13 protein-coding genes are annotated in these 13459 nt (G+C 64.8%); 1 reads left to right on the forward strand and 12 read right to left on the reverse strand.

What is annotated here, in order from left to right; genetic code table 11:
- Window positions 1-301 precede the first annotated feature (301 nt).
- The 10 genes from AAFN86_RS29155 to hsdR all read right to left on the reverse strand — a co-directional run bounded on the left by AAFN86_RS29155 (window position 302) and on the right by hsdR (window position 9954).
- Window positions 302-1222: an HNH endonuclease gene (locus tag AAFN86_RS29155; protein WP_347547214.1), complete on the reverse strand. Its 921-nt coding sequence runs from the start codon at window positions 1220-1222 to the stop codon at window positions 302-304.
- Window positions 1223-1228: 6 nt separating this feature from the next.
- Complete coding sequence (locus AAFN86_RS29160; RefSeq protein WP_347547216.1) at window positions 1229-1702, reverse strand: hypothetical protein; 474 nt, start codon at window positions 1700-1702, stop codon at window positions 1229-1231.
- A 262-nt stretch (window positions 1703-1964) separates the two neighbouring features.
- On the reverse strand, window positions 1965-2441 hold the full coding sequence (locus AAFN86_RS29165) for a hypothetical protein (RefSeq protein WP_347547218.1): 477 nt from the start codon (window positions 2439-2441) through the stop codon (window positions 1965-1967).
- Window positions 2438-3157, reverse strand: a complete 720-nt coding sequence (locus AAFN86_RS29170) for a DUF3800 domain-containing protein (protein ID WP_347547220.1) — start codon at window positions 3155-3157, stop codon at window positions 2438-2440. The genes AAFN86_RS29165 and AAFN86_RS29170 overlap by 4 nt, the downstream gene beginning before the upstream one ends.
- The gene (locus AAFN86_RS29175; RefSeq protein ID WP_347547222.1) at window positions 3154-4764 is read right to left on the reverse strand and encodes a restriction endonuclease subunit S; all 1611 of its coding nucleotides are present in this window, start codon (window positions 4762-4764) and stop codon (window positions 3154-3156) included. Before AAFN86_RS29175 ends, AAFN86_RS29170 begins: the two co-directional genes overlap by 4 nt.
- Window positions 4761-5129, reverse strand: a complete 369-nt coding sequence (locus tag AAFN86_RS29180) for a DUF86 domain-containing protein (RefSeq protein WP_347547224.1) — start codon at window positions 5127-5129, stop codon at window positions 4761-4763. The genes AAFN86_RS29175 and AAFN86_RS29180 overlap by 4 nt, the downstream gene beginning before the upstream one ends.
- Complete coding sequence (locus AAFN86_RS29185; RefSeq protein ID WP_347547226.1) at window positions 5119-5475, reverse strand: nucleotidyltransferase domain-containing protein; 357 nt, start codon at window positions 5473-5475, stop codon at window positions 5119-5121. The genes AAFN86_RS29180 and AAFN86_RS29185 overlap by 11 nt, the downstream gene beginning before the upstream one ends.
- Complete coding sequence (locus tag AAFN86_RS29190) at window positions 5472-6929, reverse strand: class I SAM-dependent DNA methyltransferase (protein WP_347547228.1); 1458 nt, start codon at window positions 6927-6929, stop codon at window positions 5472-5474. Before AAFN86_RS29190 ends, AAFN86_RS29185 begins: the two co-directional genes overlap by 4 nt.
- 2 nt (window positions 6930-6931) lie before the next feature.
- Entirely contained in the window at window positions 6932-7516 is a 585-nt protein-coding gene (locus AAFN86_RS29195; RefSeq protein WP_347547229.1) for a hypothetical protein, read from the reverse strand.
- Window positions 7517-7518: 2 nt separating this feature from the next.
- Window positions 7519-9954: an EcoAI/FtnUII family type I restriction enzme subunit R gene (gene hsdR, locus AAFN86_RS29200; protein ID WP_347547230.1), complete on the reverse strand. Its 2436-nt coding sequence runs from the start codon at window positions 9952-9954 to the stop codon at window positions 7519-7521.
- A 766-nt stretch (window positions 9955-10720) separates the two neighbouring features.
- Here hsdR and AAFN86_RS29205 point away from each other — a divergent pair.
- A complete protein-coding gene (locus tag AAFN86_RS29205) occupies window positions 10721-11473 on the forward strand; it encodes a hypothetical protein (protein ID WP_347547231.1) in 753 nt (250 codons plus the stop codon).
- A 218-nt stretch (window positions 11474-11691) separates the two neighbouring features.
- On the opposite strand, the gene AAFN86_RS29210 is transcribed toward AAFN86_RS29205, so the two are convergent.
- Both AAFN86_RS29210 and AAFN86_RS29215 read right to left on the reverse strand, forming a co-directional pair.
- Window positions 11692-12141, reverse strand: coding sequence for a hypothetical protein (locus AAFN86_RS29210; protein WP_347547233.1), 450 nt, complete (start codon window positions 12139-12141; stop codon window positions 11692-11694).
- Window positions 12138-13346, reverse strand: coding sequence for a recombinase family protein (locus AAFN86_RS29215; protein ID WP_347547234.1), 1209 nt, complete (start codon window positions 13344-13346; stop codon window positions 12138-12140). The genes AAFN86_RS29210 and AAFN86_RS29215 overlap by 4 nt, the downstream gene beginning before the upstream one ends.
- Window positions 13347-13459: the final 113 nt, after the last annotated feature.

Consider the following 13459-nt stretch of genomic DNA (forward strand, 5'->3'; position numbering starts at 1 on the left):
CGTCGATCCGCCGCACGCCGATGCTCTACCGTCCACACCATCATCCGCCCCACGAATCGTCCGCAGGATCAGCGAATCACATCCGATTCAGCCGATTCAATTCCTTTCCGGATGGGCTCTTAGTCGGCTTGGGGAAGCCGCCGTGGTAAATTGCTAGGCCGACAATATAGTCGAGCATGCGTTCGATTTGGGCGAACGCGATCACGGTTCTACCGACAGATGTCTCGTGGAGCGTGTCGTTATTCATTCGTTCTCTCGCGCAACACGGCTCGCGCAATTGCCGTCGCGCGTGTCCAATGGCTCAGCCTCGGTACGCATTTTCGTTGTGCCAGACCAGGGCGGCGCGGTCAGGGCGCTGCCGGGCGTCACCAGGTGTGGCGATCTCCTGGCCGTGCAGCGCGTAGTAGTGCTTGCCGTTGTCGAACTCCTCCTTGATGCGGCGGCTGACCTCGAAGTGGAGGTCAGGCGTCACGGTCACGTAGCCGGCGTCGAACAGGCTGTGCAGGTCGCGGCGGAGGAGGAGGCCGTTGCTGGCCTCGTGCTGGCCGCCTTCGGCGTAGGGGCGGATATGGGCGGCCTCCAGCGCGGGTAGGGTGCGTTCCTGCGTCACGGCGCAGCGGCGCTGATACAGGTCCGTGACCAGCACGCGAAAGGCGCCCTGGCCGAGGCGCGGGCGGATGAGGTGCGGTTCGCCGAAACGCGGCGGGGGCTCGGCAAGACCGGGCACGACGCGCTGCGCCATGCGGTCCTGCATCGTTTCCCACAGGGCCAGGCCTTCCGCGTCACCGGTGCTGTAGGTCTTGAAGGAGACGATGTTGCGGGCCCAGCTCGGCGGCACCGGCAGCCAGTCCCGTTCGTCGAGGAAGAAGGGCTGGGTGAGGATGCGGCAGCCGATTTCGAACTCCGTACGATCGGCGGGATCGGCGCGGCGGTAGCGGGCGATCCGGCTGCGCATTTCCTGCGCCGAGCGGGCGCCGTTCGCCTCACCGAAGGTGCTCCAGGCCATGGACCAGGGCATGGCGTTGGCGTGGGCGAAGATGCCGCCGCCGACGATGACGTTGCGCGGGGCGTGCAGCTTGAAGAGGAAGAGCTCACCGGGCTGGAGGGCGCGGAAGTTGGCGGCGGAGGGCGCCCAGAAGTTCACCTCCGTGATATCGGGGCGATGACGCAGCATCTCGAACCAGTCATCATCGGTGACGGCGATGACGAGGTTGATGGCCATTCGCCGTCACCAATGCCGATGGCTGAAGGGTTCGAGGAACGCAGCAAGCGGGCGGCTGACGTAGGAGTAGCTCCAGGCTTTCTCCCACTTCGGGCTGGTCCCGTGGCGATCCTTCACCCAGGCGTACAAGGTGTCGTGCTCGACCAGGAACCAGTCGCACGCGCCGGGCGTGCCCCAGGGATCGGGGAAGAGCATCCAGATGCCGCGGCCGCCGTAGCGCTCCCATTCGACGCTTGGCCGTCCCTTGAGCTGGACGGGGCGGAGCAGGCTGACGGGCGTGCGGAGGATGAGGTCCTCGCCGCGCACGTCGGCTTCCGGTCGATAGACGCTGTAGCCCGCGCGGATCAGCAGGGCGGTGGCGTCGGCACGGTTGGCGGCTTCGATCTCGGCGCTCGTCAATTTGCGCGCGACAGAAGTCGTCGCGGGGCCAAGTGCGTTGCTCTCGATTGGCGCTGGAGGTATCGGGTCCCCGGACGTCACGGCACGCCTTCCGGGGACCTACAGGCGCGCGGCCAGCCATGCATCGGGAGACGTGCCGAGGAACCGGCCGAACGTCGCGCGGCAATGCAACCTTTTGATTTTCCAAAGATTACCGCCGCGCCCGATGCGCGAACTTGCCTTGCAAGAGCAGGATTTTGCTTGACTTTAGCGCCAGCTGTAGGCATCTTCCGCGCGTCTCACCTGCCATGCGTAGGAGGAGCATTCGAGGCCGCCGAGGTTCGCCTGGGCGGCTTCAGCTATTTCAGGGCCTGGCGCGGCGCCAAGCATCTCGCTCCTTCCTGAGTTGCGCGATCCGTCCGCTCTTGTCGGTGCAATAGGCCGTTCTCAGGAGCCAATATCCCTGGCGCTGCCCGAGAACTACCAGATACTCCTCACGAAACCACAGCAACGTGTTGAGTTCGCTGCCGCGTCTGTTCTCCCACATGTCGATCTCGGCATGAGTTGCGGCATTCTCTATCACCCATCGCACCCAGCGGATCCGCTCGCAGCGGCGAAGATCAGGCAAACGATCGTCCTCGACGGGACCCTCCTGAACCAGATGCCAGAACGAAGCCCACCGGCCACTCGCTTCAGGTAGACGACGGCAGCTCACCGTCGCCGCGCCAAACATGATCCCCCCACGCGCGATCTCTTTGATAAAGATACTGTGCAAGGCCGCTTCATAAGCAGCCCAGTCGCCGTCGAAGGCATTGAAGGGTAGCAGATCGGGCGGATTCATCCGGCCGCCCCCTGCGCCCGCCACACCAGAATGTTGAACTTGGTGGCGGCGAAGGTCGACGTGCGCGAGAGCGCATTCTGCCCGAGCTTAGCGCGAAGCCGATCGATAATCGCAACCTTCGCCGGACTCGTGGCGAGGCCTCGGTTGGCGTAGGTGAGCGCGCCGATAAGAAGATCGGCGACCTGCAACAGTTCGCTTTCGTGGCTTCTCACCTGCTGCACTCGCTCGATCGTCTGGCGTTCGAAATCGAGCAGGCTGTTGGCGAGCACATCATGCAGCTTGCGGGTCTTCGGCCCGCCCCGTGTATCCTTTACGTCGAGATAGATGCGATAGCGATGCGGCGCCGCGAAAATAGGGCGCAGCATCGTAAAATACATCTTGTAGTACCATTCATCGTGGCTCTGATCGAAGCGCGCGTGATCGAGGAGCGCCTTGTCAGGCACCAGCAGCCCGCGAAAGCGCATGCGATCGTCAGCTAGAAACAGGTCAATCAGAGCCAGATAGAACCCAGCCTTTGAAGGCGAAACCTTGGTCCACTTGGCCTCAAAGCTGGGCTTCAAGCCATGTGCCGATTTCAACGCCCGGATCGCTTCGGCGATGGCCCGCGCCTCACCTTGAGGGCATGTCACTGCACCCCACGCCATGACGGGGACACCATCGTGCTCAAGGTGGCAGCTTTCGTCACAATAGACGTTGTAGATCCGTGAGCCCGTCATTCCGCGGCTTCCATTTCGCGACCTTCCGCCGGCATGAGGGCCTCGGCCAGGGTGGCCTGAAGCAGGCGCGTGCGGGCGGCAGTGGCGGCGGCGAGGCTGGCTTCCAGCGCGTCGCAGAGGGCCATCAGCTCGTTCACCTTGGCGACGATGCGGTGCTGTTCGGCGAGGGGTGGGATAGGAACCAGCATATTCTTCAATGCGGTACCATTCACGTTGGCTTGGCCGGTTTGCTTCTTGATTAAGGGGACGATCTGGGTGCGCCGGAATTCGGAGGTGTTTAGCGCAAGATTCAAGAACCGTGGGTCTGTCGACTTGAGGGACGGCCGCAGCCTGATCAGATAGGAGGCGAACGTTAGCTGATTGTCTGCGCCGAGATAGATGCCCACTTTACCAACGAGCTCGGCACTGTTCGTCCTATTGAACAAGAGATCGAACGTGCGGAGCCACAGAGCCGGGAAGGCATCGGAATCCTCAGGGATCCGCTTTTCGTCACCCCACACGACCTTGCCCGCCTGGATGTTCCCCATTGTAAGGACGGGAACTCCCTTTGCGCTGGGAGTAGCCTTCTCGGAGGTTCCGTACTGCGTGAACAGAACCGCATTACCCAGACGCGCCCAAACCCATCGGGGCGGCAAATCGAATGGAGCATCCGCGACAGCAACCTGACTGACGGGCTCCTCATTCCTGATTTCGCGCCGCTTCACGAGGGCATCTCGTTCAGCCGCTATGCGTTTGATGAGGTCTGTAGCCAGTTCGTCGTTCGGGTCCTGCGGCACCAGCTTCCCGCGCACCGCGAGGTTCAGGATGGTCTGGCGGAGGTGCTTGATCTGGTCGGGGCGGGCGGAGAGGGCGGGCAGGGCGTCGAGGACGAAGCGGGCGTCGGCCGGGAAGGTCTCGGGATCGGGGGTGTTGAGGCTGGCGAGGCTCGCCGCCGCCAGCCGGTCGCGCGTCGCCTCCCGCGCCGTCCGCGCCGCCTCCAGCCGGTCGCACAGCGCCATCAACTCATCCACCTTGGCGACGATGCGGTGCTGCTCATCGATGGGTGGAATGTTGATCTGCTGTGCGTAGGCGTCGGACCTACTAAGGCCGGGTTTCACGCCTTTCCCGAGTTCGCCGAGCCGAAGCGCATCGAGGGAGAGAAAGAGGAAGCGCAGCGCGATATAAGTCGGCGCCTCTACGAAATAGGCCACGTCGGTGGTCCACGATGGCCCATCGCACAGATTGAGCGCACCAGCGGAACCCTTGCGCCCGACAATGACAGCGGGCTGACTGGTTAGCGCTTCAGTGGTGTATCCGACGATACCGTTGGACCCAAACAGCGGCACGGGCCCTTCGGCTGAGCGCTGGGTCGCAGGAAGCCCTTTCCCGTACTGGAACTGCACCAGGGCGCCTAACGAAGCCCGTCGCCAGTTGGGCGGAAGCTCTGGGGACGCGCTTAAGCTACGTCCAACGCGCTTCAGCAATTCTTGAGAGAGCTCTTCGCTCGGATCTTGCGGCACCAGCTTTCCCCGCACCGCGAGGTCCAGCACGAAACGCCGCAGCCGCGCCACCGCATCCGGCGCCTCGGCGATGCGCTCATACAGCGCCAGCAACCGCGCCGGGTTCATGCCCCATCCTCCGGCGGCAGCAGCGCCTCCAGCATCGCCGTCAGCGGCCCCAGCCGCTCGGTCGCCACGTGCCAAACCAAGTCCAGCCGCACCTCGGCATAGCCATGGATCAGTCGGTGTCGCAGCCCCGTCATCTCTCGCCAGGGCAACTGCGGCAGCGCCGCGCAGCTTTCGCGGGAGACACGGCCCGCCGCCTCCCCCAGCACTTCCAGCGCGCGGATCACGGCGGCCTGGTGCAGGCGGCTTGCCAGGAAGGCGGCCTCGTCCAACCCCGCCACGAAGCTCTGCGCATCCCGCGCGGCCAGCAGCATGTCCCACAGCAGCGCCAGGTCGCGCTCGGGCAGCGACGGCGGCTCAGGCGGCATAGAGCGGGCGGGCCTCATTCAGGATGCGGCGGCGGCGGATCGGGTTGCGGCTGGCCTCGATCGCCTCGCGCTCCAGCAGGTCCACGCGGCGGCCGAACAGCGCCTCCAGCGCCTCGCGCAGTTCGGCGAAGGCGGCGAGGTCGTCGCGCGCGGCCGGCGTCAGCGTCACCAGGAAGTCGAGGTCGCTGCGCGCCGGCGCGAAGTCCGTGCCGCGCGCGGCGGAGCCGAACAGTTCCAGCCGCGCCACGCCGAAGCGGCGGCACAGCGCGGTCAGCGCCTCCCGCTTGGCATCCAGCTCGGCGATGATCGGCGTGGCGTCCATGGGGGCGAGGATAGCATGGGTCACCGGGCCAGCGCCTCCGCCAGGATGGCCTTCAGATGGTCGCGCAACCGGGCCGTCTCGCCCTCGGCGGCGTCGAGTTCGGCCAGCAGCGTCTCCGGGTCGCCATGGCCCTCGGCGACCGTGTTCGGGTTCTTGATGTCGAGGTTGTAGCCGCGGGCCTTCACCGCCTCGGCCGTCACCCGCCAGGCCTGGGGGCTCTCCACACGCCCTTCGCGCGCCGGCCCGCCCCACCAGGCGGTGCAGTCCGCGAAGTGGTCAAGCCGGATCGGTTTGGTCATGGAGTAGGCTTTCTGGCCCACGGGCACCTGGTGTTCCCAGAACCAGGTCTCGGTGGTGGGGGAGCCCTTCTCGAAGAACAGCAGGTTGGTGCCGATCGAGGCATAGGGCTTGAAGACCGAGTTCGGCAGCCGGACGATGGTGTGCAGGTTGCACTCCGCCATCAGGTGCTCCTTCAGGCGGGTCTTCACGCCTTCCCCGAACAGGGTGCCGTCGGGCAGCACCACAGCGGCGCGGCCGCCCGGCTTCAGAAGGCGGATGATCAGCGCGAGGAAGAGGTCCGCCGTCTCCCGCGTGCGGAAATGGGCGGGGAAGTTGCTCTCAATCCCGTCTTCCTCCCGCCCGCCGAAGGGCGGGTTGGTCAGCACGATGTCCACGCGGTCGGACTGGGTGTAGCTGGTGTAGGGGCGGGCCAGGGTGTTGTCGTGGCGGACGAAGCTCGCGTCCTCGATGCCGTGCAGCAGCATGTTGGTGACGCACAGCATGTGCGGCAGCTGCTTCTTCTCGACCGCACGCAGGGCGCCCTGCATCAGCCATTCATCGCTGGTCTTCTTCACGTAGCGGTTGCGCATGTGGCGCAACGCGCAGGTGAGAAAGCCGCCGGTGCCGCAGGCGGGGTCGAAGAGGATCTCGCCTGGGTGCGGGTCGATGCGGTCAACCATGAAGGCCGTGACGGCGCGGGGGGTGTAGTACTCGCCCGCGTTGCCGGCGGACTGGAGGTCGTTCAGCAGCTGCTCATAGATGTCGCCGAAATGCTGGCGCTCGGTGAGGTTGTTGAAGTCGATGCTGGTGATGCGGTTGACCACCTGGCGCATCAGCTGGCCGGACTTCATGTAGTTGTAGGCGTCCTCGAACACGTCCCGCACCACCCGACGTCGGTCACCCGGCGTGGCTGAGACGGGAAGGGACTTCAGCGCGGGGAACAGCTCGCCGTTTGTGAAGTCGAGCAGCGCCTCGCCGGTGATGCCCTCCGGGTCCGCGGCCCAGCTGCGCCACTGGAACCGCTCAGGTACCGGGGAGCGGTAGTCAGGCTTCAGGAGCTCCAGCTCCTGGTCCTGGTCATCGATGATCTTGAGGAAGAACATCCAGCAAAGCTGGCTGAGGCGCTGCGCGTCCCCATCCACGCCGCTGTCCTGGCGCATGATGTCCTGGATGGATTTGACGATGGTGCGGGCCGACATAACTAGGGGTTCACACTCTTAAAAATGGCCATTTCGACGTCACTGATGCGCCAAGCAGACTGATCAGGCGAGGGGGCAATGCCCTCATGGTTCAGTGTATCGCGCAGGCTAGCGCAGTCCTGCACGAATTCCGCGTAGCCGTCGGGCGTCCGGGGATAACCCAAACGCTCGCTGATGATGCTATCGAGGACCACGGCATGGTCGGGAGCGAGAAACTTAAGGTGCTTCGATCCAAAGGAGATCCGAAGGCCCTTCAGGCCTGTGACACTTACGATTGCGGCCGCCGCCCGCCCGGCGACCACGTGATCGTGGCCCTCCCGAAAGGCGGCGGCGATGCTCGACACTGTATTGTGCTTCAGGACATTGCCAGCAACGCCGTCATAATTGCCCCATCGGCAGACGGCGCGGACGAATTCCCGGGTGTCGGCCGGCTGGTAGCCGCCCGCGACGTAGGTCTGACCTCGTTGCTCGACAGCTGCTGTTGTTGGGTCAGATAGCCTATGTTCAGCCAGCAAGGCCGGGAACGAATTCAGCGAAAGGCTCAGCCGGACGACCTTCACGTCTCGGCCAACGAGGAGGATCGGCACCGCTATCCTACCTCCAGGTAAAGAGCCGCCTGGAGCTCTTGGGCCGCCTGTTCGAAGCCCTGCTTTCCGCCAAAGGCGCGGACAAGCTGGACGACGCTGCCCATGGCGGTGAAGGGGGTTACCCGCAACACATTGGCGTCGTCGAGGGCGAGCACACCCTCATCGGCATACTTCGCCAGGAGGGCATCGAGCACAGCGCGAGCTTGGGGGCCGTATTTCGAAAAGACGTCGCGCTTGCGGACGCTTTCCGCCCGCTCGCGGCGCGTCAGAGGTTTGCGGTCGAAGGCGATGTGGCAGATCAGGTCAAACGGGTCGAGATCCTTCCCCAGCTCGTCGGCGATCGGGTCGAGGGGCAGGCCCTCGGCCTCCAGCTCCTCGATGATGGCCTGCTTGCGGGTGGAGAATTTCCAGCGCCTGAGGAAGTCGTCCAGGCTGGCGAAGCGCTTGCGCAGGGCCGCCTTGGTGAAGTCGCGGAGCGATTCCGTCACCAGCTTGCCGTTCTCGTCCAAGTACTCGACGCGCTCGGCGATGATGCCGACACCCACGCCGTCTACATAGACCTTGCGTTGGCCGCCGCCCTTCAGCGGAAGGTGGACACCCGTGGGGTCATCCACCACGGTCTCTTCAGCGCCGGGTGTCACGGCATCCTCGTCGCCTGATGGGACGTCATCGGGCGGGGTGACCGGATCATCAGCGGGCTCATAGATCTGCACTGGCTCGCCGTCGAAGTCGGGGTCGGCGAAGTGGTTCGTGGCGCCGCGGAAGTCCAGCAGGGTGAAGTAGAACTTGCGCGTGTCCTCATGCACGCGGGTGCCGCGGCCGACGATCTGCTTGAACTCGGTCATCGAGCCCACCTCGCGGTCGAGCACAATTAGCCGGCAGGTCTGGGCGTCCACACCGGTCGAGAGCAAGCGTGAGGTGGTAACAATGACCGGGTGAGAGGATTCCGGGTCGATGAAATTGCCGAGCTGGTCCTGCCCTTCCTTGTCGTTGCCGGTGATGCGCATAACGTAGCGGTGATTGGCGGCGACAAGGTCGGCATTCTCGTTGACCAGCGCCTGGCGCATGCGCGCGGCGTGTTCCTGGTCCACACAGAAGACGATGGTCTTCTGAAAGCGGTCCCCGCTCTCGCGCAGGAACTCAGTGACCTTCTTCGCGACGAGCTTCGTGCGATCGTCCAGCACCAGCGTACGATCGAAATCCTTGGAGTTGTAGATACGGTCTTCAACCTCTTCGCCGTCCCGATCGAGCTGTCCTCGTTCCGGCCGGTAGCCCTCGACATCGCGGTCGATGTGGACCTTCACTACTTTGTATGGCGCAAGGAAGCCGTCCCGGATGCCTTGCTTCAGGGAGTAGGTAAAGACCGGGTCCCCGAAATAGGCGATGTTGGAGACGTAGCGGGTCTCCTTCGGTGTTGCGGTTAGCCCGATCTGCGTGGCGGCGGAAAAGTATTCCAGGATCTCGCGCCAGGCAGAATCCTCGGCCGCGCTGCCGCGGTGGCATTCATCGATCACGATCAGATCGAAGAAGCCAGGCGAGAACTCGCGATAGAGCTTCTGGCGCTCCTCCTGCCCGGTGATGGACTGGTAAAGGCCGAGATAGATCTCGTAGGCGCTGTCGATCCGGCGCTGGCGGTCCAATGCCAGGGGGAGTTCCACCTGCGTGCCGTCGGCGCGTTCGATGGTCTTGGACTGGGTGGAGAGTTTCGCCATAGCGCCGCCGAAGGGGCGGAAGTCGTTGACCATGGTCTGGTCGATCAGCACGTTGCGGTCAGCCAGGAACAGAATCCGCTTCTTCCGGCCGGCCTTCCACAGGCGCCAAATGATCTGGAAGGCGGTGTAGGTCTTGCCGGTGCCGGTTGCCATCACGAGCAGGATGCGGTCCTGCCCTTTGGCGATGGCCTCGATCGCCGCGTTGACGGCGTTGACCTGATAGTAGCGCGGGGCCTTGCCGCTGCCGTCGTCGTAATAGTCCTGAAGCACGATTTTCTCTGCCGCAGGGTCCAGGCCCTTCCAGGTCCGATAGCGCGCCCAGAGCGTGTCGGGGGAAGGGAACTGCTCAAGGCTGAGAGTGGTTTCCGTTGCCCCGCCAGCGGCTGTTCGATCATGAAAGATGAAGCCATCCCCGTTTGACGAGAACACGAAGGGGATCTGGAGCGTTTCAGCGTACTCCAGTGCCTGCTGCAGCCCATCGCCGACGCTGCGGGTGTTATCCTTCGCCTCAATGACGGCGAGCGGGATATTGGGCTTAGCCGAGAGGATGTAGTCGGCGCGCTTGGCCTGTCCCCGGGTCACCAGTTTGCCGCGGACGATGATGCGGCCTTTGGCGAACGTCACCTCCTCGCGGATCTGCAGCATCTCATCCCAGCCGGCGCTGCGGAGGGCGGGCGTGATGAACTTCGAGCAGATGTCGCGCTCGCTGAGGGCCTTCTTGTCCACGTCGCTTACGATTCGTTTGTCATGATGCCCGGCCCGGCGCCGACGGCTGTCGCGGCACTGACCCAAAGGGAATGACAGTGCGGCGCAAGAAACGCGCCGAGCGCCCTACTGATGTACGAGTAGCTCCACGATTGGTCCCACTTTGCAGTGGCACCATGCCGGTCCTTGACCCACGAGAAAAAAGCATCGTGATCAATCAGGAACCAATCTCTGCCCGGTAAACGGCCATGCGGATCAGGAAACAGCATCCAGATACCGCGACCGCCGTAACGCCCCCATTCAACGGTCGGTCGCCCCTTCAGCTGGACCGCGGACAGCATTCCAGCAGGCCAGCGAATGACGAGGTCCTCACCCGTCACATCAGCCTCTGGCCGATAAACTCTGAAGCCGGCGCGTATCAGGAGTGCTGTGGCCTCCGCCCGATTGGCGGCCTCAATCTCGCTGTTGGCGAGCTTCGGTGCCCGAGTGGCTGATACGGCGGTTGAGAGTTCAGGGAGAATGGGCGTGTTTCCGGGCTGACTACGCTGGGTTGTGGTCGATCCTAACGGCTTGCTCTGCCCATTCCAGAGGAAATACTCGCATTAACTCGGGCAGCTGTACCGCGCGCCGCCCGTCCAGGATTGCCTCTACCATATCCGGCGACAGCACGGTCAGCCGCAGGACGCGCGAGACGTAGGATGAGTTGACCTTCTCGCACGCGGCGAGGTTGGCGGCGAGTCCGCCTACCTGGTAGCGCTACGCGGGACGCAAGCAGGTGGAGATGAGCATGGGTCAGAAGCCCGAAAGCAAGCCGCACAACGCACCCAGGCCCGCGCCACCAAACTGGGGCCGCGACGCGCTGACGAAGTGGCTCGATCAGGTACGCGGGAACCAATGGGCCACCTTCGCGCAGTTGCCAGACACGTGGGCACGGTTCAGCGCCATCGACGAGTTGTTCGAGCGGATGACCACAGATTGGCGCGACCCGTCTGACATCCTAGCGGCCCATCTGTTCCTGCGCTGCTACACCGCGTACCGCACGGCAGTCGCGAACGCCACGTCGGGGATGGCAGTCGAGACACACGTGATGTGCAGGGCGATGCTCGAGTACGCCGGCTACTCGCTTCATATCAAAGATCACCCAGAGCGGGCGGAGACACTGCTGAGCCGCTCCGAACCCGGCGGAGAGAACAAGGTACGTGGCGAGTTCACGGCGGGGCGCGTGGGCCGGAGCGTGAAGTCCGCCGATGAGGCGATGGGGGCACGCTTTACCACGCTCTATGCGTCTGCGATTGACTTTGGCGCTCACCCGAACGAGGGGGGGGTCACGGGGAGCATGGACATCATCGCGGGTAAGGACGGTGATCGTCTGATGACACAGACCATGCTGCACGAGCCGGGCCCGATCTTTGACCACGCCGTGCGCCGCGCCATGCAGTCGGCCGTTTGCAGCCTTGAGATATTCGGCCACGTGTTTCCGGCCCGGTTCGCGGAGTTGGGCCTGGATACCGCGGTGGCCAGCCAACAGATTGGCTTGTGACGCGGTGGGCGACCGGCACGCTGGTGAAGCGCTGGGTATGGATGATCTGGATGGCGAGTGTGTGGCCGTCGAGGGGGCGCCCGGCAGGCTGCGAGCGCTCAGCACGAACTGCCCGCCCGGCGCGGTGCGGTTGGTGGTGGCGAGCGAGACGTTCACGCCGAACTTGAATTGGGTGCGGGCCTTGCCGGCCCGAAGCTGTTACAGCACGGGGTGGACATTCAGCCTGGTGATACGGCGGACGGTTCTTCGGAACTCCACGACGCGATGAACGGCGGCCCGGTCTCTTCTGGGCGGCCAGCACCCTGCAGCGCCCACTCCACCGGAAACGGCTCCATCAGCCCCGGCAGCGTCATCCCCTCCGGCTGTCGCCCGTCCAGGATCGCCTTGACGAGATCCGGCGCCAGCAGCGTCAGGCGCAGCACGCGCGAGACGTAGGACGCGTTGATCTTCTCCGCCGCCGCCAGTTCGTCGATCGTGCCGTAGCGGCCCGTCTCCATCATCCGGCGCCACCGGAACGCCCGGGCCAGCGCCTTCACCAGCGTAGTGTCTGCAGCCGAGGGGCCCCGGTTCGTGGTGCCGCCCGGTGTCACCACCAGCTTTCGCCCGCTCCGCTGCTTCCGGACCGCGAGCGAAACCCGGACGGTCAGTATCTGTGCGGCGCCGCTCACGCTGCCGCCCTCGCCGATTCGGCCGGTGGTGTCGCGAGGTCCCGCGTCAGGCTGGCCAGCCCCTCAAGCTTAAGCCGCACGTCGGCGCCGCCTGAACCGATGTCCACCCGATCGACAAGGAGGCGGATGATGCGCGCCTGCTCCGCGGGGAAGAGCTCCTCCCATAGTGGGTCGAGCCGCTCCAGCGCTAGGCGCGCCTCGTCCTCCGTCATGTCGGGCGCCGATGCCCTTGCGGCGCTCCAGGCGCCCATCACCACCTCCGGCTGGCGCAGCAGCCCGCGAACCTGCGCGATGACGGCGCCCTCGATCTCCGCGGCGGAAATCCGGGCGATGGCCGGCCCGTCCGCGGCGCTGCCTTTCAGCACCGACTGGCTGACATAGTAGCGGTACTGCTGCCCGCGGCGCCCCCGCGCGTGGGTGGGCGACATGGCACGCCCGTCGCTGCCGAAGATCAGCCCGCGCAGCAGGGACGGCGTCTGACAGCGGGTGCGGTTGGCGCGTGTCTTCGGGCTGACCGCCAGCAGGGCGTGCGCCGCGTCCCACATCGCCCGCGGCACGATGGCGGCATGCTCGCCGGGATGCGACTTCCCCTTGTGCATCGCCTCGCCGAGATAGGTCCGGTTGCTCAGCACCCGATAGATGTCGCTCTTGGTGAAGGCGCGGCCGCGCTTCGTCGTGGCGCCCTCGGCCCGGAGCATGGTGACCAGTTTCGTGCCGGATTCCGTCTCGACGAACCCCTCGAAGATCCGGCGCACCAGTGCCGCCTCGGCTTCGTTCACCAGCAGCTTGCGGTCCTTGGCATCGTAGCCAAGCGGCACGAAGCCCCCCATCCAGATCCCGCGCGCGCGCGACGCCGCCACCTTGTCGCGGATGCGCTCGCCGATGACCTCGCGTTCGAACTGGGCGAAGCTGAGCAGGATGTTCAGCGTGAGGCGCCCCATGCTGGTCGTCGTGTTGAAGCTCTGCGTCACGGACACGAAGGTCACGTTGTTCGCGTCGAAGACTTCCACCAGCTTGGCGAAATCCATCAGCGCGCGCGACAGGCGGTCAATCTTGTAGACCACCACCACGTCGATCAGCCCGCGCTCGATATCGGCAAGTAGGCGCCGCAGCGGCGCGCGTTCCAGCGTGCCGCCCGAGACGCCGCCATCATCATAGCGGTCCGGCACCAGCACCCAGCCCTCCGACCGCTGGCTAGTTGTCATTGCCAAGGACATTGTCCCTTTGGATGCGGGAGACTGGTGGCAATCCCTTGAGTGCGGAGTGGGGCCTGAGGGTGTTGTAGGCGTGCAGCCAGGGGTGCATGGCGCGGGTGCGA

The organism is Roseomonas sp. CAU 1739, from assembly GCF_039839775.1.
In the GTDB taxonomy this organism is placed as follows: Bacteria; Pseudomonadota; Alphaproteobacteria; order Acetobacterales; family Acetobacteraceae; genus Neoroseomonas.